The organism is Mycolicibacter sp. MU0102 (assembly GCF_963378105.1).
GTDB classification, from domain to species: domain Bacteria; phylum Actinomycetota; class Actinomycetes; order Mycobacteriales; family Mycobacteriaceae; genus Mycobacterium; species Mycobacterium holstebronense.
In genome coordinates, this window is record NZ_OY726398.1 from 849,914 (window position 1) to 875,797 (window position 25,884).

22 protein-coding genes are annotated in these 25,884 nt (G+C 68.0%); 17 read left to right on the top strand and 5 right to left on the bottom strand.

The genetic code is table 11. From position 1 onward, the window contains the following. Positions 1-100 precede the first annotated feature (100 nt). Positions 101-1,219: a phosphoserine transaminase gene (serC, locus tag RCP37_RS04060; RefSeq protein WP_308485723.1), complete on the bottom strand. Its 1,119-nt coding sequence runs from the start codon at positions 1,217-1,219 to the stop codon at positions 101-103. Between the two features lie 186 nt (positions 1,220-1,405). Between serC and RCP37_RS04065 the strand changes: the two genes are divergently transcribed. After that, positions 1,406-2,446 carry an AurF N-oxygenase family protein gene (locus RCP37_RS04065; protein ID WP_308485724.1) on the top strand — a complete coding sequence of 347 codons (1,041 nt, stop codon included), beginning with the start codon at positions 1,406-1,408 and terminating at the stop codon, positions 2,444-2,446. 15 nt (positions 2,447-2,461) lie between these two features. Next, a complete protein-coding gene (locus RCP37_RS04070; RefSeq protein WP_308485725.1) occupies positions 2,462-4,153 on the top strand; it encodes an FAD-dependent oxidoreductase in 1,692 nt (563 codons plus the stop codon). Positions 4,154-4,250: 97 nt separating this feature from the next. On the opposite strand, the gene RCP37_RS04075 is transcribed toward RCP37_RS04070, so the two are convergent. Beyond that, positions 4,251-5,366, bottom strand: coding sequence for a citrate synthase 2 (locus RCP37_RS04075; RefSeq protein ID WP_308485726.1), 1,116 nt, complete (start codon positions 5,364-5,366; stop codon positions 4,251-4,253). Positions 5,367-5,451: 85 nt separating this feature from the next. Between RCP37_RS04075 and pdxH the strand changes: the two genes are divergently transcribed. From pdxH to arfC, 8 genes are all read left to right on the top strand, one after another. Further along, a complete protein-coding gene (gene pdxH / locus RCP37_RS04080) occupies positions 5,452-6,111 on the top strand; it encodes a pyridoxamine 5'-phosphate oxidase (RefSeq protein ID WP_308485727.1) in 660 nt (219 codons plus the stop codon). A gap of 16 nt (positions 6,112-6,127) precedes the next feature. After that, positions 6,128-7,420 (top strand): MFS transporter, encoded by a 1,293-nt coding sequence (locus RCP37_RS04085; protein WP_308485728.1) that lies wholly within the window; start codon positions 6,128-6,130, stop codon positions 7,418-7,420. A gap of 99 nt (positions 7,421-7,519) precedes the next feature. Continuing rightward, entirely contained in the window at positions 7,520-8,818 is a 1,299-nt protein-coding gene (locus RCP37_RS04090) for a citrate synthase (RefSeq protein ID WP_308485729.1), read from the top strand. A gap of 5 nt (positions 8,819-8,823) precedes the next feature. Beyond that, entirely contained in the window at positions 8,824-9,192 is a 369-nt protein-coding gene (locus tag RCP37_RS04095) for an FKBP-type peptidyl-prolyl cis-trans isomerase (RefSeq protein ID WP_308485730.1), read from the top strand. Beyond that, positions 9,193-9,699 carry a channel-forming protein ArfA/OmpATb gene (gene arfA / locus RCP37_RS04100; protein WP_308485731.1) on the top strand — a complete coding sequence of 169 codons (507 nt, stop codon included), beginning with the start codon at positions 9,193-9,195 and terminating at the stop codon, positions 9,697-9,699. An 81-nt stretch (positions 9,700-9,780) separates the two neighbouring features. After that, a complete protein-coding gene (gene arfA / locus RCP37_RS04105; RefSeq protein WP_308485732.1) occupies positions 9,781-10,815 on the top strand; it encodes a channel-forming protein ArfA/OmpATb in 1,035 nt (344 codons plus the stop codon). Positions 10,816-10,827: 12 nt separating this feature from the next. Beyond that, positions 10,828-10,980 carry a channel accessory protein ArfB gene (gene arfB / locus RCP37_RS04110; RefSeq protein WP_308485733.1) on the top strand — a complete coding sequence of 51 codons (153 nt, stop codon included), beginning with the start codon at positions 10,828-10,830 and terminating at the stop codon, positions 10,978-10,980. After that, on the top strand, positions 10,980-11,669 hold the full coding sequence (gene arfC, locus RCP37_RS04115) for a channel accessory protein ArfC, sunset domain variant (protein WP_308485734.1): 690 nt from the start codon (positions 10,980-10,982) through the stop codon (positions 11,667-11,669). Before arfB ends, arfC begins: the two co-directional genes overlap by 1 nt. 28 nt (positions 11,670-11,697) lie before the next feature. On the opposite strand, the gene RCP37_RS04120 is transcribed toward arfC, so the two are convergent. Then, positions 11,698-13,032, bottom strand: a complete 1,335-nt coding sequence (locus tag RCP37_RS04120; RefSeq protein ID WP_224975460.1) for a HAMP domain-containing sensor histidine kinase — start codon at positions 13,030-13,032, stop codon at positions 11,698-11,700. Between the two features lie 17 nt (positions 13,033-13,049). Beyond that, entirely contained in the window at positions 13,050-13,751 is a 702-nt protein-coding gene (locus tag RCP37_RS04125) for a response regulator transcription factor (RefSeq protein ID WP_046283624.1), read from the bottom strand. 147 nt (positions 13,752-13,898) lie between these two features. Here RCP37_RS04125 and RCP37_RS04130 point away from each other — a divergent pair, with 147 nt between their 5' ends. The 3 genes from RCP37_RS04130 to RCP37_RS04140 all read left to right on the top strand — a co-directional run bounded on the left by RCP37_RS04130 (position 13,899) and on the right by RCP37_RS04140 (position 18,428). Next, positions 13,899-15,614 (top strand): ABC transporter ATP-binding protein, encoded by a 1,716-nt coding sequence (locus tag RCP37_RS04130; RefSeq protein ID WP_308486930.1) that lies wholly within the window; start codon positions 13,899-13,901, stop codon positions 15,612-15,614. Then, positions 15,611-17,374: an ABC transporter ATP-binding protein gene (locus tag RCP37_RS04135; RefSeq protein ID WP_308485735.1), complete on the top strand. Its 1,764-nt coding sequence runs from the start codon at positions 15,611-15,613 to the stop codon at positions 17,372-17,374. Before RCP37_RS04130 ends, RCP37_RS04135 begins: the two co-directional genes overlap by 4 nt. 199 nt (positions 17,375-17,573) lie before the next feature. Then, positions 17,574-18,428, top strand: coding sequence for a DMT family transporter (locus tag RCP37_RS04140; protein ID WP_308485736.1), 855 nt, complete (start codon positions 17,574-17,576; stop codon positions 18,426-18,428). A gap of 16 nt (positions 18,429-18,444) precedes the next feature. Here the strand turns inward: RCP37_RS04140 and RCP37_RS04145 are convergent, their stop codons facing one another. Further along, positions 18,445-19,932, bottom strand: a complete 1,488-nt coding sequence (locus RCP37_RS04145) for a carboxyl transferase domain-containing protein (RefSeq protein ID WP_308485737.1) — start codon at positions 19,930-19,932, stop codon at positions 18,445-18,447. 28 nt (positions 19,933-19,960) lie between these two features. Here RCP37_RS04145 and RCP37_RS04150 point away from each other — a divergent pair, with 28 nt between their 5' ends. The 4 genes from RCP37_RS04150 (at position 19,961) to RCP37_RS04165 (ending at position 25,858) form a co-directional block, all read left to right on the top strand. Continuing rightward, entirely contained in the window at positions 19,961-20,692 is a 732-nt protein-coding gene (locus tag RCP37_RS04150) for an enoyl-CoA hydratase (protein WP_308485738.1), read from the top strand. Between the two features lie 66 nt (positions 20,693-20,758). Further along, complete coding sequence (locus tag RCP37_RS04155) at positions 20,759-21,871, top strand: MBL fold metallo-hydrolase (RefSeq protein WP_308485739.1); 1,113 nt, start codon at positions 20,759-20,761, stop codon at positions 21,869-21,871. Positions 21,872-21,875: 4 nt separating this feature from the next. Then, positions 21,876-23,447 (top strand): serine hydrolase, encoded by a 1,572-nt coding sequence (locus RCP37_RS04160; RefSeq protein WP_308485740.1) that lies wholly within the window; start codon positions 21,876-21,878, stop codon positions 23,445-23,447. Then, positions 23,444-25,858 carry a cation-translocating P-type ATPase gene (locus tag RCP37_RS04165; RefSeq protein WP_308485741.1) on the top strand — a complete coding sequence of 805 codons (2,415 nt, stop codon included), beginning with the start codon at positions 23,444-23,446 and terminating at the stop codon, positions 25,856-25,858. The genes RCP37_RS04160 and RCP37_RS04165 overlap by 4 nt, the downstream gene beginning before the upstream one ends. Positions 25,859-25,884: the final 26 nt, after the last annotated feature.

Genomic DNA, 25,884 nt, shown 5'->3' on the forward strand with positions numbered 1-25,884 from the left:
GAACGCCCGGTTACGTGCGGACTCTAGTCCAGTGAACGGCCCCGCCCGTCGTGACACGCGGGCGTTATAACGATCCGATTACAGACGCTCAGAGTCTTGCTCAGAGGCGTTCGACGACCCAGTCCACGCACTGGGTCAGGGCGCTGACATCGTCGGGCTCCACCGCCGGGAACATCGCGACCCGCAGCTGGTTGCGGCCCAGCTTGCGGTAGGGCTCGGTGTCGACGATGCCGTTGGCCCGAAGCACCTTGGCCACCGCGGCCGCATCCACCTCGTCGACGAAGTCGATGGTGCCCACGACCTGCGAGCGCAACGCCGGGTCGGCGACGAACGGCGTGGTGAACGACCGCTCCTCGGCCCACGAGTACAGCCGCTGCGACGAGTCCGCGGTGCGCTTGACCGCCCAGTCGAGCCCGCCGTTGCCCAGCATCCAGTCCAGCTGTTCGGCCAGCAGCACCAGGGTGGCGATCGCCGGGGTGTTGTAGGTCTGGTTCTTGGTGCTGTTGTCCACCGCGATCGGCAGGGACAGGAACTCCGGCACCCACCGGCCGGACGCGGCGATGGCCTCGATACGGGCCAGCGCGGCCGGGCTCATGATGGACAACCACAGCCCGCCGTCGGAGGCGAAGTTCTTCTGCGGGGCGAAGTAGTAGGCATCGACCTCGGTGATGTCGACCGGCAGGCCGCCGGCACCCGACGTCGCGTCGATCAAGACCAGGGCGTCACCGGCACCCTCGGGCCGCCGCACCGGCACCGCCACTCCGGTCGAGGTCTCGTTGTGCGCCCAGGCGATCACGTCGACCGACGGGTCGGACTGCGGCTCGGGGGCGCTGCCCGCGTCGGCCTTGATGACGATCGGGTCGCCGACGAAGGGGTTATTGGCCACCGCCGAGGCGAACTTCGCGCTGAACTCGCCGTAGGTCAGGTGCAGCGACCGCTTGTCGACCAGCCCGAACGCCGCGGCATCCCAGAAGGCCGTGGACCCGCCGTTGCCCAGGACCACTTCGTAGCCGTCGGGCACTGAGAACAGTTCGCGCAACCCGGAGCGGACGCGGCCGACCAAGTCCTTGACCGGCGCCTGACGGTGCGAGGTGCCGAACAGCGGCGCCGCGGTGGTGACCAGCGCGTTCAACTGCTCAGGGCGGACCTTCGACGGCCCGCAACCGAACCGTCCGTCAGCGGGCTTGATGTTGTCCGGGATCGTGAGCTGCTCAGCCATGGTCTCTAGCGTAGACAGCGGGCAGCGCGACCTCGCAGGGCAGGTTTATTGTGACGTGGATCACCCAAGGCGCTCGACACCTGTCACGCCCACAGTGTTGATCTGGAGTCTGGACGGGTACCCAGTACCTGCGGTACCGTTGTACATAAGCCTACTAAATGTAAACGACTGCTGGAGGTGTCTCCAATGGCTCAGAAAGCCGCTCGAACCCGAATCGTGCGCCGGTGGCGAGCCAACATGGAAGTGACCGACGACGCGAACTACGTCGAGATCCTCAACACCTTGTCGGAAGGGTCGGTACGCCGGAACTTCAATCCGTACACCGACATCGACTGGGACACTCCGGAGTTCAAGGTCACCGAGAATGACCCGCGCTGGATCCTGCCGGGTACCGACCCGATCGGTCGGCACTGGTGGTACCAGGCCCAGCCCGAGGACGTCCAGATCAAGATCGGCATGTGGCGCCAGGCCAACGTGGCCAAGGTCGGGCTGCACTTCGAGTCGATCCTGATCCGCGGCCTGATGGAATACGCGTTCTGGACGCCCAACGGCTCACCCGAGTACCGCTACTGCCTGCACGAGGCGGTGGAAGAGTGCAACCACACCATGATGTTCCAGGAGATGGTGAACCACATCGGCGCTGACGTGCCCGGGATGCCGCGGTTGCTCAAGTGGGTGCAGCCGTTCATTCCGCTGGTCGCCGGACCGCTGCCGATCCCATTCTGGTTCGGCATCCTCGCTGGCGAAGAGCCCATCGACCACATCCAGAAGGCCATCCTGCGCGAAGGCAAGACCCTGCACCCGATCATGGAACGGGTGATGGCCATTCACGTGGCCGAGGAGGCGCGGCACATCTCCTTCGCGCACGAGTATCTGCACAAGCGCATTCCGAATCTGCCTCGTCGTAAGCGGTTCTGGCTGTCGCTGTACGTGCCGATCGTGATGCGGATCCTGTGTTCGGCGATCGTGGTGCCGCCCAAGGCGTTCTGGTCCGAGTTCGACATTCCGCGCGAAGTCCGCAAGGACATCTTCTTCCGGTCGGCCGAGGCTCGACAGATGTTGCAGGACATGTTCGGCGACGTCCGGATGCTCTGCCACGACACCGGTCTGATGAACCCGGTCGCCAAGTTGGTATGGCGGATCTGCCGGATCCACGGCGCACCGTCCCGGTTCCGCAGCCAGCCGCAGCGTGCGCACCTCACGCCCGTTGCCGCTTCGGTCGCGTAGCGACAACCTCAGGTCATGCCGCACGTAATTACCCAGGCGTGTTGTAACGACGCGTCATGTGTGTTCGCCTGCCCGGTCAACTGCATTCACCCCACGCCCGACGAGCCCGAGTTCGCCACGTCGGAGATGCTCTATATCGACCCCGATGCGTGTGTGGACTGCGGAGCCTGCGTGCGGGCCTGCCCGGTCGACGCGATCGTCCCGCACACCAAGGTGATGGTCGAACAGTTGCCGTTCGTGGAGATCAATAAGTCGTTCTACCCGGAACGGCCCGTCGGGGTGAAGCTGCCGCCTACCTCCAAGCTGGCGCCTATCCTGCCGGCCGCCGAGCTGCATCAGCGAGGCAAGTACCCGCTGACCGTGGCTATCGTCGGCTCCGGCCCGGCGGCCATGTACGCGGCCGATGAACTAATGACCCAGCAGGGTGTGCTGGTGAATATGTTCGAGAAGCTGCCCACCCCTTACGGGTTGGTGCGGGCGGGCGTCGCCCCGGATCACCAGCGCACCAAGCTGGCCACCCGGTTGTTCGACGAGATCTCCTCGCGTCGTGGTTTCCAGTTCTTCCTCAACGTCGAGGTGGGCAAACACCTGACTCACGCGGACCTGCTGCAGCACCACCACGCCGTGCTGTACGCCTCGGGTGCGCTGCACGACCGGCGACTGGAAATCGATGGCATGGGGCTGCCCGGAACGGGCACCGCGACCGAGATCGTCGGCTGGTACAACGGGCATCCCGAGTTCGCCGACCTGCCAGTCGATCTCAGCTGCGAACGGGTGGTGATCGTGGGCAACGGCAACGTCGCCCTCGATGTGGCACGCGTGCTCACCGCCGACCCGGACCGACTGGCCCGCACCGACATCGCCGACTACGCGCTGGCAGCGCTGCGGGACTCGGCCATTTCCGAAGTGGTGATCGTCGCCCGGCGCGGCCCAGCGTCTTCGGCGTTCACCCTGCCCGAACTGGTGGGGCTGACACAGACCGCCGAAGTGGTCCTCGATGCCGAGGACCATGCCCGGGTGCGTGATGACCTGGCGACGGTTCAAGACACCTTGACCCGGCAGAAGCTGGAGATACTGAGCAAGTTGGGTGACGCGTCGGCGCCGATCACCCGTCCCCGGATCCGATTCGCCTACGAGTTGACCCCGGCGCGAGTTCTCGGTGATGACCGTTGCAGTGCAGTGGAATTCACTGTCACCGGAACCGATCAGCTGCGACGCATCGACGCCGGTCTGGTGCTGACTTCGATCGGCTACCACGGCACGCCCATCGCCGATCTGCCGTTCGACGACGCTGCCGGCGTCGTCCCGAACGAGGGCGGCCGTGTGATCGACCCGGCGACCGGTGAGCGAGTTCCGGGCGCGTACGTGTCGGGCTGGATCAAGCGCGGCACCAACGGATTTATCGGCTCCAACAAGTCTGACTCGCTCAAGACCATCCAGACGCTGGCCGCCGACTACAACGCAGATCTGCTGACGGAGCCGATCGCCGGCCCGCGGGCAGTCGCCCGGATGGTGCATGCCCAGCAACCCGATGTCATCGACGCCGCGGGTTGGAAGGCCATCGACAAAGCCGAAATCGCCCGCGGCGCAGCGCAAGGCCGCCCCCGGGTGAAGTTCACCCGGGTTCCGGACATGCTCGACGAGGTCAAGGACCACTCGGACCTGCCGCTGCTGCAGAACCTGCTCCGCGCGCTGCGGCGCAGCTGAACCGCCCGAACCCACGCACGCGCCGAGCGTGTACTCAGGGCGAAGAATCGCGCAGAATCTCGCCCTGGTTACACGTTCGGCGCAAGGGCCGGCGGATTCACGCTGTGGTGACGTGCTCCCAGCCCGCAACGGATTCCGCGCTGCGCGGCCCCGGCCCGACGTAGATCGCCGACGGGCGCACCAGCTTGCCCAGTCGCTTCTGCTCCATGATGTGGGCGCACCAGCCCGCGGTGCGGCCACAGGTGAACATCGCCGGCATCATCGCCGGGGGTACCTCGGCGAAGTCCAGGATCACCGCCGCCCAGAACTCCACGTTGGTCTCGATGGCCCGATCGGGGCGACGCTCCCGAAGCTCGGTCAGCGCCGCCTGCTCCAGGGCCGCAGCCACCTCAAAACGCGGGGCGTCCAAGCGCTTGGCGGTGGCCCGCAGCACCCGAGCGCGCGGGTCTTCGGCGCGGTACACCCGGTGTCCAAAGCCCATCAGCTTCTCGCGCCGGTCCAGGATGCCCTTGACCACTGCGCGGGCGTCACCGGTGCGCTCCGCCTCGGCGATCATCGGGATCACCCGCGCCGGGGCGCCGCCGTGCAGCGGGCCACTCATCGCGCCGATCGCGCCGGACAGCGCCGCGCCGACGTCGGCGCCAGTCGAAGCGATCACCCGGGCGGTGAACGTCGAGGCGTTCATGCCGTGCTCGGCCGCCGACACCCAGTAGGCGTCGATCGCCTCGGTGTGGCGGGGGTCGGGCTCGCCGCGCCAGCGGGTCATGAACCGCTCAGTGATGGTGGAGCACCCGTCGATCGTCTGCTGCGAGACCGCGGGCTCCTGGCCGCGAGCCGATTGGGCGACATAGGACAGCACCATCACCGACGCGCGGGCCAGCTGATCGCGGGCGGTGGCGTCGTCGGTGTCCAACAACGGTTCAAAGCCCCACTGCGGCGCCAGCATCGCCACTCCGGCCTGGGCGTCCACCCGGACGTCGCCGGTGCGAACCGGCAGCTCCAGCGGCTCGGCGGGTGCCAGCGAACGGCTGAAGTCGCCGTCGACCAGCAGGGCCCACACATCGCCGAAGCCGACCTTGCCGGCCAAGTCCTCGATGTCCACGCCGCGGTAGCGCAGCGCGCCGCCGTCCTTGTCCGGTTCGGCGATTTCAGTAGTGAAGGCAACAGTGCCTTCCAGGCCGGCGACAAAGTTCTCCGGGACCGCAGCAGTCATACCGTGGATTCTTCCACCCCGGCGCCCAGTCATTGCTACCGGCCGGTAACGACGGCTGGTCTGCGGCGCGGCGTAGCGTTGTGCGGTGCACAGGACCGGCCCCGACAACGAGCACTTGGCGGAGATGCGAGTGGAATACCAGGAGAAGGACAACAGCGGCGACCTCGACGCGGACTGGCTCGAGGCGGGCTGGGAGGTTCTGCTGCGCAATTGGATTGGCGACGCCGAGCGCGCGGGGGTCCCCGAACCCAACGCCATGGTGCTGGCGACGGTCGAAGCCGGCCGCCCGGTCAGCCGTTCGGTGCTGTGCAAGAACCTCGACGAGAACGGTGTGACGTTTTTCACCGACTCCGACTCCGCCAAGGCTGCTGAGCTGGCCGCGACACCGTACGCATCGGCCACTTTTCCCTGGTATCAGCTGGGTCGTCAGGTCCACATTCGCGGACCGGTCACCCAGCTCGCCGAGTCGGTCAGCGCCGAGTACTGGTCACACCGACCGCGGGCGTCCCAGCTGGGTTTCTGCGCCTCGCAACAGTCGCAGCCGATCGCCTCACGGGCCGCACTGCTGGCGCAGTTGGACGCGGTGACGGCCCAATTCTCCGGCGCCGAGTCGATTCCCGCGCCGCCGAACTGGCGTGGCTACCGGATCGCCCCGGAGGTGGTGGAGTTCTGGCAGGGCCGGGAAGGCCGGTTGCACAACCGGATTCGGGTGACCGGCGGGCGGGTGGAGCGACTCCAGCCGTGAGTCCGGTGTCGCTGCGGTGAGGATCTTCGCCGACACCACCCCGTTGCGCAGCCCCGACTTTCGGCGGTTGTGGGTGGCTGGAATCCCGACCGTCATCGGGGCGAACCTGACCATCTTCGCGGTGCCGGTGCAGATCTATGCGCTGACCCGCAGTTCGGCCTACGTCGGGCTGTCGGGGCTGTTCGCGCTGGTCCCGCTGGTCGTCTTCGGTCTGCTCGGCGGCGCCTGGGCCGACGCCATGGACCGCCGCAAGCTGCTGATCCTCGCCTCCTGCGGGCTGGCGGCGGCCTCGCTGCTGCTGTGGCTCCAAGCCGCGGCCGGACTCGAGAACGTGTGGGTGGTGCTCGTACTGCTGGGTGTTCAGCAGGGGTTCTATGCGGTCAATGCCCCGACCCGATCCGCGGCCATTCCGCGGCTGGTCGCGGGCAAGGATCTGCCTGCCGCCAACTCGCTGAACATGACCGTCATGCAGTTCGGCGCGATCGTCGGGCCCCTGCTGGCCGGACTGATGCTCGGCTGGGTGGATCTGTCCACCCTGTATTTGATCGACGCGGCGACGTGCATCTTCCCGATCTGGGCGACGTTTCGGCTGGCGCCCATGCCGCCGGTCGAATCGGCCGGACCGTCCAGCTTCGGGATCGCGGCCGTGCTGGACGGGTTCCGCTACCTGGCCGGCAACACCGTGGTGCTGATGTCGTTCGTGGTGGACCTGATCGCGATGATCCTCGGCATGCCGAGGGCACTGTTCCCGCAGATCGCGAGTGCGGACTTCGGCGGGCCGGTCGAGGGCGGCACCACCATGGCGCTGCTGGCCGCGGCAATGTCGGCCGGGGCGGTGCTCGGCGGGGTGTTCTCGGGGTGGCTGCCCCGGATCACCCGTCAGGGCCTGGCCGTCGTGGCCGCCATCGTGGTCTGGGGAGTGGCGATGATCGGCTTCGGGCTCGCGGTCGGGCACGGCGGCGGGCACGCGGGCCGAGCGCTGTGGGTGGCGCTGGTGTTCCTGGCAGTGGGTGGTGCCGCGGACATGGTCTCTGCGGCTTTCCGGTCGACGATGCTGCAGCAGGCCGCCTCCGACGAGATCCGCGGCCGGCTGCAGGGGGTGTTCACCGTGATCGTCGCCGGTGGCCCGCGGCTCGCCGACGCGGTGCACGGCGCCGCCGGGGCGGTGGTGGGGACGGCCGCGGCGTCCGCCGGTGGCGGGGCCCTGGTGGTGGTGGGCGTGGTGCTTGCGGCCCTGGCAGCGCCCGCATTCCTGCGCTATCGGCGGCCCGGCGATGTACACCGACCGCCGCCGTCGTCACGCCGATAGGAGATACCTCGGCCCCGGGCGGGCGCGTCGGCCCGGAACCGACTACCTTTTCCTATACACGCCCAATCTGGTCAGCCGAATAGCGCAAAGGGGTTCCTTGTGGCCGCAACCGACGACACCGCCACTCTCCGGTATCCGGGCGGCGAGCTAGAACTGCCGATCGTTAAGGCGACCGAGGGGTCCGACGCTCTCGCCATCGGTTCGCTGCTCGCCAAGACCGGCTACACCACGTTCGACAATGGCTATGCCAACACCTCGCCGGTCAAGAGCGCCATCACCTACATCGACGGTGACGCCGGCATCCTGCGCTACCGCGGCTACCCGATCGAGCAGCTGGCCGAGAAGTCGACCTTCATCGAGGTCAGCTACCTGCTGATCTACGGCGAGCTGCCCACGACCGAGCAGTTGGCCACGTTCACCGGCCGGATTCAGCGGCACACGATGCTGCACGAGGACCTGAAGCGGTTCTTCGACGGCTTCCCGCGCAACGCCCACCCGATGCCGGTGCTCTCCAGCGTGGTCAACGCGTTGAGCGCCTACTACCAGGACTCGCTGGACCCGTCGGACAACGACCAGGTTGAGCTGTCGACCATTCGGCTGCTGGGCAAGCTGCCCACCATCGCCGCTTACGCCTACAAGAAGTCGGCCGGCCAGCCGTTCCTGTACCCGGACAACTCGCTGAGCCTGGTGGAGAACTTCCTGCGGATGACGTTCGGCCTGCCGGCCGAGCCCTATGAGGCAGACCCCGAGGTTGTCCGCGCGCTGGACATGCTGTTCATCCTGCACGCCGACCACGAGCAGAACTGCTCGACGTCGACGGTGCGGCTGGTGGGCTCCTCTCGGGCCAACCTGTTCACCTCGATCTCCGGCGGCATCAACGCGCTGTGGGGCCCGCTGCACGGTGGCGCCAACCAGGCGGTTCTGGAGATGCTCGAGCAGATCCGCGACCAGCAGAACGGCAACGTCACTGACTTCGTGCGCAAGGTCAAGAACCGCGAAGACGGCGTCAAGCTGATGGGCTTCGGCCACCGCGTCTACAAGAACTACGACCCGCGGGCGCGGATCGTCAAGGAACAGGCCGACAAGATCCTCGGCAAGCTCGGCGGTGACGACGAACTGCTCAACATCGCCAAGGACCTCGAAGAGGCCGCGCTGACCGATGACTACTTCGTCGAGCGCAAGCTCTACCCGAACGTCGACTTCTACACCGGCCTGATCTACCGGGCGATCGGCTTCCCGGCCCAGATGTTCACGGTGCTGTTCGCGCTGGGCCGACTGCCCGGCTGGATCGCGCACTGGCGCGAGATGCATGACGAGGGCGACAGCAAGATCGGCCGGCCGCGTCAGATCTACACCGGTTACACCGAGCGTGACTACGTCGGCATCGGCGGACGGTAACCACCATGACTAACAGCGCCAAGCCACAGATCACCGTTCCGACCGGCCCGGCACCCGCCGACCTGGTCATCGAGGACATCGTCGTCGGGGAAGGCCCCGCGGCCGTCCCCGGTGGCGTCGTCAACGTGCACTACCTTGGCGTCGACTACGACACCGGCGCGGAGTTCGACAGCTCGTGGAACCGCGGCGAATCTCTGGAATTTCCGCTGGACGGGCTCATCGCCGGTTGGCAGGACGGCATCCCGGGCATGAAGGTGGGCGGCCGGCGTCAGCTGGTGATCCCGCCGGAGCTGGCCTACGGCCCCGACGGGACCGGACACCCGCTGGCCGGCAAGACCCTGGTCTTTGTGATCGACCTGCTCGGCACCCGCTGAGTGCGAGCCCGGCTGATCGGTGCGGCGCTGGCAACGGTGCTGCTCGCTGCGATCGGTTACGGCTTACTGGAACGCGCGCCCCAACCCGTCGCCGCCCCGCAACCCGCCGCCGGGCCGGCAGTGCCGGTGCCGGTGTCGGTGATCCGTCACGGCACTGAATTCACCCTGGCCGGGGACGTGGCCGATCCGGCAGCCAAACGAGAGCTGTTGGACGCGGTGCTCACCTCGAGTGACGACGTCACCGTCGTCGACCGCCTCGGGGTGGTGCCCGGAGCGGTGAGCGTCGATTTCTCGGGCGCGGCCCCGGTGTTCGAGGCGGCCGCGGGCATCGGCGATTTCACTTTTGAGATCACCGGCGACACCGTGACGCTGGGCGGGACCGCGGCGAAGGCGGACGAGGCGGCCGCCGTACAGGCCGCGGCCGAAGATGCCTGGGCGCGGGCCCACATCGTCAACGAGTTGGTGACCAGCTCCCAGCGCGGGGAAAAGTCCACCAAAAACAACTAATTACCTCCATCGATATATCGAAACTCCTACACTCGCGGTGTCCTGGACTCGCGGGTGTTTTTCGGTCGTCAAGGAGGATCCATGCCAGGCTCAGAAAACCCCACTGTGACTGGCTGGCGAAAGGTCTCGCGGTTCTACCGCCGACCACCCGGCTTCGGCTGGGTCTTAGCCCTGGTGGCAATTCCGTTGCTACTGGCCCTGATTGGCTACGGAGTAACCGATCGATCCAAACTCGACATCAACGGGCCGAACATCAGTACGCCGAACGTCGCCGCGCCGACCCTGTCGCTGTCGGTACCGAGTGTGAGCCCGCCGGGGTGGTCCTTCGCCCCGCTGGCGATTCTGCGCAACGGCAATGTCATCACCCTCAATGGGGATCTGCCTGACATCGCCACTCGGACCGGACTGTTCGACATGCTCAAGGGAGTGTTCGGCAGTGGTGTGCAACTGGTCGACAACCTCAACATCAAGGCCGGCGTCACCGCACCCGACCTGTCCGGCCTGGGATCGGTGTTCAAGGCCGCAGTGTCCATGCCGGACTTCAAGTTCAAGATCGTCGACGACACCCTCACTCTGATCGGAACCGCGGCTTCCGACGCAGTCAAGTTTGCCGTCGAGGCGGCATCGAAAGCGGCGTGGCCGAACCTGAAGCTGCTCAACGATATTCAGGTCTCAGCTGGTGAGACCCAGGTGGCCCCGAGTGTGAGCGAGGCGCCGACCCCCGCCCCGACGTCGGCCCCCGGTCCAACTGCTGACTGCGGCAATCTACAGGCCGACATCACCGCGCTGATGAGCACGCCGGTCAGGTTCGTCACCAATGGCTACACCCTGTCGGTGGGCACGAAGGAGCAACTGGCCCGGGTGGCGGAGAAGGTGAAGGGCTGCCACAACGCCCGCGTCGCGGTAAACGGCTACACCGACAACACCGGCAACGATCGAATCAATGTGCCGCTGAGCGCAGCCCGCGCCAAGTCCGTCGCCGACTTCCTGGTGTCCCACGGCGTCCCAGCCAACAGCGTCACGTCCAAGGGATTCGGCTCGGCCGACCCCATCGCCAGCAACGCGACACCGGACGGTCGTGCCCAAAACCGTCGCGTCGCGATCACCGTGAGCTAAGGAGAAGCTGCAATGGATTTCGTCATTCACTGGCTGTGGTACCTGCTGGCATTCGCGGTCGGCTCGGCGGTCGCCTGGTTGCTCACCGTCGTCTCGATCCGCCGCACCAGCAAGGAAGACGCCGTTGCGGCGCTTCCCGGCTCGCGTGAGATAGGAGCCCACTGATGCACGGCGTCAATTGCTGGTTGATGGGACTGTCGTTTCTGTTGGGTCTGCTGTTGACATTTGCCTTCACCATCCGGCGGGTCAAACGCGAGGTGCCGGTATCGGTGACACCCGGTACCGCCGGCCCCGCGACGAGCACCGGTTCAGGCTCGACGGCGAAACTTGCCGGCGGCACGCTTCCCTCGGAGACCGAGACCGCCGCGATGGCGATCGGCGGAGCGCCCTACGGCGTGGGCTCGGCACGTGCCGGTGCCGGCGGCGTCGGCCCGACCGGCTGGACGATCAAGGGCAACGAGGACTCGATGCTGTACCACACCACGGACAGCCCCTGGTATGACCAGACGGTCGCCGAGGTGTGGTTCGCCGAGGAGAGTGCCGCCGCCGCAGCAGGATTCACCCGGTGGGACAAGGGCACGGCCGCGCGCGGCCTCAACGGTAGAGCCAAGCTGGTCGAGGTCGAGGAGGTGCCGCCCGGCCCGTTCGGTCCGGGGTCGACCAAGGCCGGCCCGGGCGGCAGTGGCCCGGTGGGCTGGACGGTCAAGGGTAACGAGGACTCGATGCTCTACCACGCCCCGGCGAGCCCGGCCTACGACGCGACGATCGCCGAGGTGTGGTTCAAAGACGAACAGACCGCCGCGGCGGCCGGCTTCCAGCGCTGGGACACCTGGCGCAAGGACATGAAGAAGTAGAAGAAGTGACGAGCCGGGCGTAGTGCGCTCAACTCGGCGGCGGAAGCTGCAGCAGCAGACGTACTCCGCCCAGCGGGCTGTCTTCCAAAGACGCCGTGCCGCCATGCAGTTCGGCCTGTTGCGCCACCAGGGCCAGGCCGAGACCGGACCCCGAATGCGATGCCGTCGATCCGCGGGAGAACCGCTCGAAGACGATGCGGCGCTCTTCTTCCGGAAGCCCGCCGCCGTTGTCGTCGATGGCGATCTCCACGCCTTCGCGTGAGGTGACCGCCGACAACTGCACCTGGGTCGCGCCGCCGTGCTTGACCGCGTTGGCGATCGCGTTGTCCACAGCCAGCCGCAGTCCGGCGGGCAGCCCGACGATGATGCAGGTCGGCGACGGCACCAGCGAGACGTTCAGGTCGGGGAAGACCCGCATCGCGTCGTGGGCCGCCCGGTCGAGCAGATCGGTGATGTCGACCGGCACGTGATCGTCGGAGGTGGACAGTTCGCCCTGTGCCAGCCGCTCCAGGGCCGACAGTGTCGCCTCGATCCGCGTCTGGGTCCGTACGACGTCGTGCAGCACCTCCTTGCGCTGGTCGTCGGGCAGGTCCAGGGTGGTCAGCACTTCGAGGTTGGTGCGCATCGCGGTCAGCGGGGTGCGCAGCTCATGGGAGGAGACCGCGGCGAAGTCACGCGCGGAGGCCAGTGCCTCTTGGGTCCGGTCTCGCTCTTTCCAGATCCGCTGCAGCATGCCGCGCATCGCCTCGGCGATCTCCACCGCTTCGGTGGCGCCGCGCACCTCGATCTCCGGCCGTTCGTCGCCGGCGTCGATCGATCGCGCCTGCTGCGCCAGCCGCCGCAGGGGCCGTACCGCGAATGCCGTCAGCAGCCAGCCCAGCAGCGCGGCCGCCCCGATCGCGACGGTACAGAGCAGGATCACCCGGCGGTGCAGGTTGTTGGTGTCGGCGAGGGTGGCGTCGTAGGTGGCGCCGACGGCCAACGATCGTGGGCCCGGCCCGGGGATGTCGACGGTCCGCACCCGGTAGCGCACGCCGTCGATCTCGGTGTCGGCGTAGCCCGGCTCCAGCTCCGGCAGCACCACGGTGGAGTTCGACGTCACTTGGTTGGCCCGCCGCAGTGTGATCACCGCGTCGGTGGCGCCGGCCGACCGCGGCAGTTCACCCAGGCCGATCAGCGGGACGGTCAGCCCCGCCGCCTCGTCGAGCCGGCGGTCCAGCCAATACTTGCGGTCGTTGGTGATACCGACCCACACGATGGCGCCGATGATGACCGTCACGATCGCGGTGCCGATCGCCGTCACCAGCATCACCCGGGTCCGCAGCGACGGTGTTCTGGCGAAGATGCGCCGCAGCAGTTTCATGACGTTCACGCCTGCCCTCACTGCGTTCGCAGGACGAAGCCGACTCCGCGCACGGTGTGCAGCAGTCGCGGAGCGCCGCCGGCCTCGAGCTTGCGCCGCAGGTAGCCGATGAACACGTCGACGACGTTGGTGTCGGCGGCGAAGTCGTAGCCCCAGACCAGCTCGAGGAGTTGCGCGCGCGACAACACCGCGGTCTTGTGTTCGGCGAGCACGGCCAACAGGTCGAACTCCCGCTTGGTCAGGTCCACGTCCACACCCTTGACCCGGGCGCGGCGGCCCGGGATGTCGACCTCCAGCGGGCCCACCGTGATCGTCTCCGAGGAGGAGCTGGCCGCCGACCCGCGCCGCCGCAGCATCGCCCGAACCCGGGCCACCAGCTCGGCAAGCACGAACGGCTTGACCAGGTAGTCGTCGGCGCCGGCTTCCAGTCCGGCGACCCGGTCGTCGACCGAGCTGCGCGCGGACAACACGCAGACCGGCACGTCGTCACCCATTGCCCGCAGTGCGGTCACCACACTCACGCCGTCGAGTACCGGCATGTTGATGTCGAGCACGATGGCGTCGGGACGGGCTTCCTTGGCGCTGCGTAATGCTTCGGCGCCGTCGGCTGCCGTCGCCACCTCGAAGCCGGACAGGCGCAGTCCGCGTTCCAGCGAGGCGAGCACGTCGGAGTCGTCGTCGACGACCAAGACTCGGGGTGAGGCAGCGGGGTTGTCCATGGTGGCCATTTTGCCTGAACATGGCCATCCAGCGCGGGATGTGCTGCGGGTCGGCGCTATCGATCTAGGGTCAAGTCCGTGACCTCGGCATCGGCGCTGCGCAGCCTGTTGCCCTACCTGCGTCCCTACCGGGCGCGGTGGATCACCATGGTGACGGTAGCCGTGCTCAGTCTGGTCGCCACCGTGGTGATCCCGCTGATGACCAAGGCAGTCATCGACGGCCCGGTGCAGCACCGCGACCAGCCCGGGCTGTGGGTGCTTGGCACGGCCGCGACCGCGCTAGGGGTCATCGAGGCGCTGCTGTTGTTTGTGCGGCGCTGGCTGGTCGCGCCCACCACCATGGGCGTGGAAGCCGATATCCGCAAGGACCTCTACGCGCGGCTGCAGATCCTGCCGATGACCTTTCACGGCCGCTGGCAGTCGGGCCAGCTGCTGTCGCGGATCATGAACGACCTGTCCGCCGTGCGGCGCTTCCTTTCGTTCGTGGTGGTGTTCCTGGTGCTCAACACGGTGCAGATCGTGGCCGTCACGACGATTCTGCTGGTGCTCTACTGGCCGCTGGGCGCGGTTGTCTGCGCTTCGCTGATACCGGTGATGGTTGCGATACAGCACTTCCGGCGCCAGTACACCCGGTTGACGCGCCAAGCGCAGGACCAGGCGGGTCAGGTGGCCACCGTGGTCGAGGAGTCCGCGGCAGGTCTGCGCACCATCAAGGCGTTCGGACGCGAGGACTACGTGTTCGCGCGCTTCGACGCCCAAGCCGCAAAGCTGCGCGACCTGGGCGTGGAGAAGGTGGTGGTGTCCTCGAAGTTCTGGACGCTGTTGGAGGTGATCCCCAACTTCACGCTGATCGGGGTGCTCGCGGTCGGCGCGTACGCCGCCGGGCACCACCTGGTGACGATGGGCACCCTGGTCGCGTTCGTCACGCTGATGCTCTCGCTGGTCTGGCCGTTGTCATCGCTGGGCTTCCTGCTGTCGGCCACCCAGGAGGCGATGACCGCCGCCGACCGGATCGCCGAAATCTTCGATGCGCCCCTCGAGATCACCGACGGCGATGACCCGATTCCGCCGTCGGGCCGGCTGGAGTTGCGCGATGTCGGATGCCGGTTTGCCACCGAGCCGGGTACTGCCGCCCCGTGGGTGCTGCGCGGGGTCAATCTGACCGTCGAACCCGGCGAGACCGTCGCTCTGGTGGGCGCCACCGGCTCCGGCAAGTCGGTGCTGGCGATGCTGCTGTCCCGGCTCTACGACGCCGATGAGGGCCAGATCCTCATCGGCGGCCGCGACATCCGGACGCTGACGTTGGCGGCGTTGCGCTCGGCAGTGGTGACCGCCTTCGACGACCCCACCTTGTTCTCGATGTCGGTGGCGGAGAACCTGCGACTGGGCCGGCCCGACGCGAGCGATGCGGAACTGGCCCGTGCCCTGGAGGTGGCGTCGGCGGATTTCGTCTACGCGCTGCCGGCCGGGCTGGACACCCGCATCGGGGAGCAGGGCCTGAGCCTGTCGGGCGGGCAGCGCCAGCGGCTGTCGCTGGCCCGGGCACTCGTGGCGGCGCCGACGATCCTGGTGCTCGACGACACGTTGTCGGCGCTGGATGTGCACACCGAGGCCGCCGTGACCGATGCGCTGCGCCGGGTGTTGGCAACCGGGCCGCAGCCGATCACCGGGCTGGTGGTGGCCAATCGAGCATCTACCGTGGCGCTGGCCGATCGGGTGGCGCTGGTCGAGGACGGCACCATCACCGCGGTCGGTACCCACGCCGAGCTGCTGGCCGAGGTGCCGCGGTACCGCTACCTGCTGGCGGCAGACGACGAGCTCGACGACGGCGCCGAACACCTCGTCGACTGGGCGCGGCGGTGACGGCCGAGCCGGGCCGGGCCGCGGCGCGGGCCCTGCTCTGGTCGCTGTTGCGCCCGTACCGGTTCGCGGGGCTACTGATGGCGGTGGCCATTGTGGTGGAAAACGTTGCCCGGCTTGCAGTTCCGATACTCGCGCAGCGCGGAATCGACCGGGGAATCCCGCCGATCGCCGCGGACGGCTCGATCCGGCAGCTGAGCATGATCGTGATCGCGCTCGCGGTGGTGGTGTTCGCACAGGCCGTCAGCCGGATGCTGTTCCTGCAGTGGTCGGGCAAGGTCGGGCAGCGGATGCTGCTGGAGCTGCGGCGGCGCGTGTTCCGCCAGTTTCAGCGCCTGGACGTCGGATTCCACGAGCGCTACACCTCGGGCCGAGTAGTCAGCAGATTGACCAACGACGTCGACGCGATCCAGGAGATGCTGCTCACCGGATTCGACGGCCTGGTCGGTGCAGCGCTCACGATGACCGGCACGGCGGTGCTGCTCATCGTGCTGGACTGGCGGCTGGGCCTGATGTGCCTGATCGCCTTTCCGGTGCTGATGGCGTTGCTGCGATGGTTCCGAGTCGAATCGTCGAAGAACTACGCCGCGGTGCGCGAGCACGCCGCGCGGGTGATTGTGCAGTTCACCGAGACCATGACCGGGATCAAGGCGGTGCAGGCCTATCGCCGAGAGGCCCGCAATCAGGAGATCTTCACCGGAGTCGCCGACCGATACCGCTCGGTGAACGAGAAGGCGTTCCGACTGGTCGCGATCTTCTCGCCCGGGGTCAAGCTGGTCGGCAACCTCACCACCGGTGTGGTGCTGCTCTACGGGGGCTGGCGAGTGTTGCACGGGCACATGACGATCGGCACCTTCACTGCGTTCCTGCTCTATCTGCGGATGTTCTTTGAACCGATGCAGGGCATCTCGGAGTTCCTCAACACCTTTCAGTCGGCCACCTCCGCGCTCGAGAAGCTGGCCGGGGTACTCGCCGAAACTCCCGCCGTCGCCGACCCGGCTGCTCCGCAGACCATTGTTGGTGAGAGGCGCGGTGAGATCGCCTTGCGTGACGTGCATTTCGGCTACCGGGGCGGCCAGTCGGTGTTGGACGGGTTGTCGCTGAACATTCCGGCCGGCCAGACCCTGGCACTGGTCGGCAGCACCGGCGCCGGTAAGTCCACCATCGCCAAGCTGATCGCCCGGTTCTACGACCCGGTGTCGGGAGCGGTGACCCTGGACGGCGTCGACCTGCGTGCCTTCACCCAGGCGACGCTGCGTCGCCACGTGGTGATGGTCACCCAGGAAAACTTCCTGTTCACCGGCAGCGTTGCCGACAACATCCGTTTCGGCCGTCCCGGCGCGACCGACGCCGAGGTGGCCGCCGCGGCGACGAGCGTCGGCGCCGAAGCGTTCATCACCGCCCTGCCCGACGGGTACGACACCGATGTCGCCCAGCGGGGCGGGCGGCTCTCGGCGGGCCAGCGTCAACTGGTCGCGTTTGCGCGCGCTTTCCTGGCCGACCCGGCGGTACTGATCCTCGACGAGGCGACGTCCTCGCTGGATATCCCCGGTGAACGGATGGTGCAGAAGGCGCTGCGCAGCGTGCTGGCTGGGCGGACCGCGCTGGTGATCGCCCACCGGCTCTCCACGGTCGAGATCGCCGACCGGGTCCTGGTCATCGAGGGCGGGCGCATCGTCGAGGACGGGCCGCCGGCTGAGCTGATCCACGCCGAGGGCCACTACGCCGCGCTGCACGACGCGTGGCTGCGCTCGTTGGCCTGAACGGCGGCCTGCGCGCACTCTGCGACGGGTTAAATCCAAGTGAATTTAAATGCACCGACCTGCGAACATCGGGCCGTTGGGCGCAAAGATCCCGCAAACGCGAGAGTTTCCAAGCTAAATGCCCACTTAGGCTTTCCGCCGTGATCGTCACATCGAACGTTAAGGCCGCCAAGAGGGCCGCGGCTGCCAAGGCAGCTGCGTGATCGGTTCGCCCACCGCGCAGGGCTTGGCGCTCGCGTCGGCCACCAGCTTCGGGATCAGCGACTTCGTGGGCGGTGTCGCGTCGCGGCGAGTCGCCGCGCTTCGGGTGGTCTTGGTGTCCACCCCGGTCTCCATGGTGATGCTCGGAGCGCTCGCCCTGATCGGCGGCGGGCACATCACGACGAGCACGATCGTCTTGGGCATGCTCGGTGGGCTGAGCCAGGCCCTGGGCATCTGGTGGTTCTACGCCGCCATGGCCACCGGCCCGATCTCGGTGGTATCGCCCCTGGCCGCGGTGGTCGATGCCAGCGTGCCGGTATGCGTCGGGCGGATGCTGGGGGAGCGGCCCGGCATGCTCGCCAGCGCAGGTATCGCGTTGGCATTGGGCGCGGTGGTGTTGATCAGCTGGCACGCCGGCGACGACGGCGTCCATCGGCCGGGGCTCAGCCACCGCGTGCTCTTCTTGACGATCGCCTCGGGGGTGGCCCTGGGGTTGAACTTCGTCTTCCTGGACCGCACTCCATCGGATTCCGGGCTCTGGCCCCTGTTGTTCGCGCGTGGCGCGGCCACCATTCTGGTGATCGCCGTCGCGGCGATGAGCCGCAATCTCAGCGTGCCGACGGGCACACCGTTGCGGTTGGCGTTCCTGATCGCACTGCTCGACACCGCCGCCAACGTCACCATGCTGTTCGCGTTGAAGCTCGCGCTGCTGTCACTGGCCAGCGTGCTGATCTCGCTGTACCCGGCCGCCACGGTGATCTTGGCGGTCGTCCTGCTCGGGGAGCGAGTGCGTTTCCGGCAGGTGATGGGGATGGTGCTGGCAGGGGTGGCCGTAGCGATGATCACCGGCTAGTGCCATCACCGATCGCCTAAGTGATCATTCCGGGCAGGCCGATCCGGCGGTAGCGCTCCAACCGGGCCGCCATCCGCTGCTCGGCAGAGATCCCGCGCAGGGCTGACAGTTCGACGGCGATTGCCCGCGACATTCGCTTGGCGAAGTCGATCGGCTCCTCGGCGGCATCCGGGTGCTCGCCCACGATCACATCAACGATCCCGTGCGCCTGCAGATCCGCCGAACGGATGCCCTGGGCGGCGGAGAGTTCCGGGGCGTGCTCGGTATCGCGGAACACGATGGCACTGGCGCCCTCCGGCGGCAACGGCGCCAGCCAGCCGTGCAACGCCGCCAGTACCCGATCCGCCGGCACCATCGCCAGCGCCGGCCCGCCACTGCCCTGGCCCAGCAGCACCGACACCGTCGGTACCTCGAGGGTGACCAGCTCGGCCAGGCATGCCGCGATCTGGGCTGCCAATCCGCCCTGCTCGGCCTCCACCGACAGCGCCGGGCCCGGGGTGTCGATCACCAACACCAGCGGCAGCCGCAGACCGGCGGCCAGCGCCATGCCGCGGCGGGCATCGCGCAGCGCAACCGGGTCGGTCAGCCGATCGGCGCCCCGCAGCTGCCCCAACACCACCGCGGGCTGGCCGCCGAAGCGCGCCAACGCCAGCAAGATCGTGGCACCGCGTTCGGTGCTGCCGGTGCCCGACAGGAACACCCGCTCGGTGGCGCCGTGCCGCAGCAGAAACCCGACGCCCGGCCGATCTGGACGACGCGACGCACAGACGGAGTCCCACGCCGCGATGTCGGGAATCGGTCCTGGGGCCGGTTTCGCGGGAGCCGGACCCGGATCGTCGAGCATCACCTTCAACGCCCGCGAGCAGGTGCGCCGGAGCCATTTCAGCGGGATGACGCCGTCGATCACGCCATAGGCCTGCAGGTTCTCGGCGGTCTGGACATCCGGCGGGAACGGGGCACCGTAGAGCTGTTCGTAGACCCGCGGCCCCAGAAAGCCCACCAGTGCCCCGGGCTCGGCCAACGTGACGTGCCCCAGCGAACCCCACGACGCGAACACCCCGCCGGTGGTGGGGTGGCGCAGGTAGACCAGGTAGGGCAGGTGAGCGCGCTTGTGCAGCTCGACCGCGGCGGCGATCTTCACCATCTGCAGGAATGCGACGGTGCCCTCCTGCATCCGGGTGCCGCCCGAACTCGGCGACGCCAGCAATGGCAGGCGTTCGGCGGTGGCCCGCTGGACTGCTGCGGTGATCCGCTCGGCGGCCGCGACCCCGATGGAGCCGGCCAGGAAGTCGAAGTCGCTGGCGATCACCGCGACCCGGCGGCCGTTGATCCGGCCCTCGCCGGTCAGGACGGCCTCGTCGCGGCCGCTGGCAGCCCGGGCGGCCGCCAGCTCGGCGGCGTAAGCGTCACTGGTCGGCACGGCCAGCGGCGCGGCGTCCCAACTGAGGAACGAGCCGCGATCCAGCACCGCGTCGCGCACTTCATCGGCCCCGGTCCGGCTCACAGCGTCAGCGTAATTAGGCTGGGATCTCATGATCGGTGTTACCCGCGATGAAGCCGTCACGACTATCGAGTTGCAGCGCCCCGAGCGTCGCAACGCCTTGAACTCCCAGCTCGTCACCGAGTTGCGGGAGGCGGTCTTGGACGCCGCCACCCACGACGTCCGGGCCATCGTGCTGACCGGGCAGGGCACGGTGTTCTGCGCCGGCGCGGACCTGTCCGGGGACGCGTTCGCCGCCGACTACCCCGACAAGCTGGTCGCGCTGCACCAGAGCATCGCCGACGTCCCGGTGCCGGTGATCGGCGCCATCAACGGCGCGGCGATCGGCGCCGGCCTGCAGTTGGCCATGGTCTGTGATCTGCGGGTGGCGGCCCCCGAAGCGTTCTTCCAGTTCCCGGTCGCCAAGTACGGTCTGGCGCTGGACAACTGGAGCATCCGGCGGCTGACCTCACTGGTCGGCTACGGGCGGGCCCGGGCGATGATGCTGACCGCGGAGAAGTTGCCCGCCGACGCGGCACTGCTGACCGGGATGGCCAACCGGATCGGCACCCTTGCCGACGCGCAGGCCTGGGCGCACGAGATCGCCGGGCTGGCGCCGCTGGCGCTGCAGCACGCCAAGCGGGTGCTCAACGACGACGGCGCCTACGAGGAGCAGCAGCCGGTGCATAAGGAGCTGTTCGACAAGGCGTGGGGTAGCCAGGACGTCATCGAGGCCCAGGTGGCGCGGGTGGAGAAGCGGCCGCCGAAGTTCCAGGGCGCCTAACGAGGGACCGGCGCGGTGACCGCAAACGCGGCGGAGCCCGCGGGTCGCCACCATAGACTCGTCGTCATGCTGCGTGGGGCACTTCGACTGGCGGGAACCACAGCGTCGCTGGCCGCTGGTGGCTGGACGCTTCGTGCGCTGCGCGGCACGCCCGCCGCGTTGGGCGCGGCACCCACCGCGATCAATGCGGTGGCCACCCGCTCCAGCAACTACCGCGACGGCATCTTCCACAACATCGAACGCGCCGCAATGGTCAACATGGACCGTGAGCAGCAGCGGCTGATGGTGCGTGAGCTGTTCGCCGATCGCATCGGGCGACGGCCCTCGGCGCCGATCCCGCTGGAGGTGCCCGACTTCGGTGTCGCCGTCGAGCCGCTGGCGATCACCTGGCTGGGACACGCGACGGCACTGGTGGAGATCGACGGTTATCGCGTACTGACCGACCCGGTGTGGAGTGAACGCTGCTCGCCGTCGGATGCGGTCGGGCCGCGACGGCTGCACCCCCCGCCGGTGGGGCTCGCGGCGCTGCCTGCGGTCGACGCGATCGTCGTCAGCCATGACCACTACGACCACCTCGACATCGACACCGTCACCGCGCTCGCCCGCAGCCAGCGGGCGCCGTTCATCGTCCCGTTGGGCGTCGGAGCGCACCTGCGTGCGTGGGGCATTCCCTCGGAGCGGGTGATCGAACTCGACTGGGACGAGAACACCACGCTGGGCGAGCTGACGCTGACCTGCACCCCGGCTCGGCATTTCTCCGGACGATTCCTGACCCGCAACCAGACCCTGTGGGCGTCGTGGGTGATCGCCGGCCCCGGCCACCGGGTCTACTTCGGCGGGGACAGCGGCTACACCGGCAGCTTCAGCACGATCGGCGCCCAGCACGGCCCGTTCGACGCCACACTGTTGCCGATCGGGGCCTACAACACCGCCTGGCCCGACGTCCACATGAACCCGGAGGAAGCGGTTCAGGCGCACCTCGACTTGAATGCCTCGCCGTCGGGCCTGCTGGTGCCGATTCACTGGGGCACCTTCCGGTTGGCGCCGCACCGCTGGGCCGAGCCGGTCGAACGGCTGCTGGTCGCCGCCGATGCCGCGGGGATTGCGACGGCAGTGCCCAGGCCCGGTGGTTCAGTGCGGCCCGGCGCCGCCGCGCCTATGGCGTGGTGGAGGCTCTAGCGCCATGACCAGGTGGGCGGCCACGGCCGGGGCCACTGTGCTGGCCGTTGCTTTGAGCGCGTGCACTCCGGCGGCGACTCCGGCCGCGCAGCACGACACCCCGCCCAACGAGGTGTCTGGCGTCGACATTCCGGCGGGTCGCGTCGATGCCGCGGTGGCCAAACTCGACGGCCTGGCGCAGGACCTGATGGCCAGCACCGGAATACCCGGGCTGGCGGTCGCGGTCGTCCACGGTGGGAAGACCGTGTACGCCAAAGGCTTTGGGGTGCGCGATACCCGCAAGGGTGACCGACCGGACAATGCGGTCAACGCCGACACGGTGTTCCAGGTGGCTTCGATGTCCAAACCCGTCGGCGCCACCGTGGTGGCACAGCAGATCAGCGCGGGGACCATCGCCTGGGACACCCCGGTGGTGACACAGCTGCCCTGGTTCGCCCTGTCGGACGCCTACGTCACCGACCACGTCACCATCGCCGACCTGTACGCCCATCGGTCCGGGCTGCCCGATCACGCCGGCGACCGACTCGAAGACCTCGGCTACGACCGCCGGGAAGTGCTGCAGCGGCTCAGATATCTGCCGCTGGCCCCGTTCCGTAGCAACTACGACTACACCAACTTCGGGCTGACCGCCGCCGCCGAGGCGGTGGCCGCCGGCGCCGGCGTGCCCTGGGAGCAGCTGTCGGCCGACGTGCTGTACCGGCCGCTGGGGATGGCCTCGACCAGCTCCCGCTACGCGGACTTTCTGGCCCGACCCAACCGTGCACTCACCCATATCAAGACCGACGGCAGTTATCAGCCGCGGTACCAACGCAATCCGGACGCCCAGTCACCGGCCGGCGGAGTCAGTTCCTCGGTGAACGACATGGCCCGCTGGCTGGCGATGGTGCTGGCCAACGGCAGCCACGACGGCACCCGGATCATCGCGCCCGAAGCGTTGCTCCCCGCAATCACGCCGCAGGTGATCAGTGCCCCCGCCGGGGTCGGCACCGCCCGGCCCGGCTTCTACGGCGAGGGATTCAACGTGTCGATCACCTCATCGGGGCGCACCCAGTACGGCCACTCGGGCGCTTTCCTGCTGGGCGCCGCGACCGCGTTTTCGGCTCTGCCGTCGCAGGACGTCGGAATCGTCGTGCTGACCAACGCCACCCCGATCGGGGTCCCCGAGACCTTGATCGCCCAATTCCTGGACCTGGTCCAGTACGGCGAGATTCGGGAGAACTGGCCGACGCTGTACCGACAGGCGCTGGCGCCGATGTCGCAACCCGAAGGCGCGCTGGTGGGTGCCCCACCACCGGCCCATCCGGCTCCCGCCCGGCCACTGTCGCAGTACGTCGGGGAGTACGCCAACAGCTATTGGGGACCGGCCACGGTGACCGAGGACCATGGTGCGCTCGATGTGACGCTCGGGCCGCAACACCAACGATTCCGGTTGAGCCACTACGACGGTGACACCTTCACCTTCGCCCTGCAGGGCGAGAACGCTGCGGACGGAACGGTGTCTAAAGCCACCTTCAGCAAGGACGCGGTGGAGCTGGAGTACTTCGATCACGACAAGCTGGGAAGGTTCACCCGTTGACGACAGCGCGAACCGCAGGTCTCACCGACACGCAAGTCGCCCAGCGGCGCGCGCAGGGCCAGACCAACGACATCCCTGCCCGCGCCGCGCGCAGCGTTCTCGAGATCATCCGAGCCAACGTCTTCACTCGGATCAACGCGATCCTGGGTGTGCTGTTGGCCATCGTGCTCACTACCGGCTCACTGATCAACGGGCTGTTCGGGTTGCTCATCGTCTTCAACAGCGTCATCGGAATGGTGCAGGAGATCCGGGCCAAACAGACGCTGGACAAGCTGGCCATTGTCGGCCAAGCGAAACCGTTGGTGCGCAGGCAGTCCGGGACGCAGCAGCTCCCGCCGGGGCAGGTGGTGCTCGATGACGTCATCGAGCTGGGCCCCGGCGACCAGATCGTCGTCGACGGCGAGGTCCTGGAGTCATCCGACCTGGAGGTCGACGAGTCCCTGCTCACCGGTGAAGCCGACCCGATCGGCAAAGACCTGGGCGACCAGGTGATGTCGGGCAGTTTCGTGGTGTCCGGCAGCGGCGCCTACCGGGCCACCCGGGTGGGCCGCGAGGCGTACGCTGCCAAACTTGCCGAGGAGGCCAGCAAGTTCACCCTGGTGAAATCCGAACTGCGCACCGGTATCAACCAGATTCTGAAATTCATCACCTACCTGTTGATCCCGGCCGGGCTGCTGATCATCTACACGCAGTTGTTCACCACCGACGTGGGCTGGCGGGCGTCGGTGCTGGCGATGGTGGGTGCCCTGGTGCCGATGGTTCCCGAGGGTCTGGTGCTGATGACGTCGCTGGCGTTCGCGGTCGGGGTCGTGCGGCTGGGGCAACGGCAATGCCTGGTGCAGGAACTGCCCGCGATCGAAGGCCTGGCCCGCGTCGACGTGGTCTGCGCCGACAAGACCGGCACCCTCACCGAGAACGGGATGCGGGTCTCGGAGGTCGCAGAACTCGATGGCGCCGAAGGCCTTCCGGTACACCAAGCGCTGGCCGCGCTGGCCGCCGAAGACGCCCGCCCCAACGCCAGCATCCAGGCCATCGCCGAGGCGTTCCCGACATCGCCGGACTGGACGTCGAGTGCCTGCGCGCCGTTCAAGTCGGCCACCAAATGGAGCGGTGTCTCCTTTTCCGAGCACGGCAACTGGGTGATCGGGGCGCCCGATGTCCTGCTCGAACCGTCCTCGGCGGCCGCCGAGCAGGCCGAACGGATCGGCGCGCGCGGCCTGCGTGTCTTGTTGCTGGGGGTCTGCGACCAACCCGTCGACCATCCTGAAGCGCCGGGACAGGTGACTCCGGCGGCGCTGGTGGTGCTCGAGCAGAAGGTGCGACCGGACGCCCGTGAGACGTTGGATTATTTTGCCGCGCAGGACGTGTCGGTGAAGGTCATCTCCGGCGACAACGCGGTCTCGGTGGGCGCGGTGGCCGCCGAACTGGGGTTGTCCGGAGAGGCGATGGACGCCCGCAAGCTGCCCACCGAACCGGACCGACTGGCCGGTGCGCTGGAGGACCACACCGTGTTCGGCCGGGTGCGCCCCGATCAGAAGCGGGCCATGGTGCACGCCCTGCAGGCGCGCGACCACACGGTGGCGATGACCGGCGACGGCGTCAACGATGTGCTGGCGCTCAAGGACGCCGACATCGGTGTCGCGATGGGGGCGGGCAGCTCAGCGGCTCGCTCGGTGGCCCAGATCGTGTTGCTGGACAACAAATTCGCCACCCTGCCCTACGTGGTGGGGGAGGGGCGCCGGGTGATCGGCAACATCGAGCGGGTGGCGAACCTGTTCTTGACCAAGACGGTGTATTCCGTGCTGCTCGCACTGCTGGTCGGGCTGGTCGGGCTGGCGTCGGCCCTGTTCGGCACCAAGCCGTTGCTGTATCCGTTCCAGCCGATCCATGTCACGGTCGCAGCGTGGTTCACCATCGGCATCCCCGCGTTCGTCCTGTCGCTCGCGCCGAACAATGAGCGGGCGCACCCCGGCTTCGTACGGCGGGTGATGAGCGGGGCACTGCCGGCTGGCGTGGTGGTGGGCATCGCCACATTCGCGTCCTACCTAGTGGCCTACCGGGGCAGCGAGGCCACCTCGGTCCAGCAGATCCAGGCCTCCACCAGCGCGTTGATCACTTTGCTGACCACCGCCGGATGGGTGCTGGCGGTGGTGGCGCGGCCCTATCAGTGGTGGCGTCTGCTGTTGGTGATCAGCTGCGGGCTGGCCTACGTGGCGATCTTCGCGATGCCGCTGACCCGAGAGAAGTTCCTGCTGGACCCCTCCAACGTGGCACTGACGCTGGAGGCGCTCGGTATCGGCGTGCTCGGCGCGGCCGCCATCGAGGCGATGTGGTGGGCCCGGGGCGGCATGCTCGGTGAGCGGCCGAAGTTGTGGCGGGAGTCGGCAACGACCACAATGACCCAGCGATAAACCGCGACACAAGGGGAAAGCACGAC

Bases quoted from the DNA above. Each gene is read 5' to 3' on its own strand.
- RCP37_RS04125 (WP_046283624.1), bottom strand. From the start codon at position 13,751: ATGGACAACCCCGCTGCCTCACCCCGAGTCTTGGTCGTCGACGACGAC.
- RCP37_RS04120 (WP_224975460.1), bottom strand. From the start codon at position 13,032: ATGAAACTGCTGCGGCGCATCTTCGCCAGAACACCGTCGCTGCGGACC.
- arfB (WP_308485733.1), top strand. From the start codon at position 10,828: ATGGATTTCGTCATTCACTGGCTGTGGTACCTGCTGGCATTCGCGGTC.
- RCP37_RS04160 (WP_308485740.1), top strand. From the start codon at position 21,876: ATGACCAGGTGGGCGGCCACGGCCGGGGCCACTGTGCTGGCCGTTGCT.
- RCP37_RS04150 (WP_308485738.1), top strand. From the start codon at position 19,961: ATGATCGGTGTTACCCGCGATGAAGCCGTCACGACTATCGAGTTGCAG.
- arfC (WP_308485734.1), top strand. From the start codon at position 10,980: ATGCACGGCGTCAATTGCTGGTTGATGGGACTGTCGTTTCTGTTGGGT.
- RCP37_RS04095 (WP_308485730.1), top strand. From the start codon at position 8,824: ATGACTAACAGCGCCAAGCCACAGATCACCGTTCCGACCGGCCCGGCA.
- RCP37_RS04075 (WP_308485726.1), bottom strand. From the start codon at position 5,366: ATGACTGCTGCGGTCCCGGAGAACTTTGTCGCCGGCCTGGAAGGCACT.
- RCP37_RS04155 (WP_308485739.1), top strand. From the start codon at position 20,759: ATGCTGCGTGGGGCACTTCGACTGGCGGGAACCACAGCGTCGCTGGCC.
- arfA (WP_308485732.1), top strand. From the start codon at position 9,781: ATGCCAGGCTCAGAAAACCCCACTGTGACTGGCTGGCGAAAGGTCTCG.
- RCP37_RS04070 (WP_308485725.1), top strand. From the start codon at position 2,462: ATGCCGCACGTAATTACCCAGGCGTGTTGTAACGACGCGTCATGTGTG.
- RCP37_RS04130 (WP_308486930.1), top strand. From the start codon at position 13,899: ATGGTGACGGTAGCCGTGCTCAGTCTGGTCGCCACCGTGGTGATCCCG.
- serC (WP_308485723.1), bottom strand. From the start codon at position 1,219: ATGGCTGAGCAGCTCACGATCCCGGACAACATCAAGCCCGCTGACGGA.
- RCP37_RS04065 (WP_308485724.1), top strand. From the start codon at position 1,406: ATGGCTCAGAAAGCCGCTCGAACCCGAATCGTGCGCCGGTGGCGAGCC.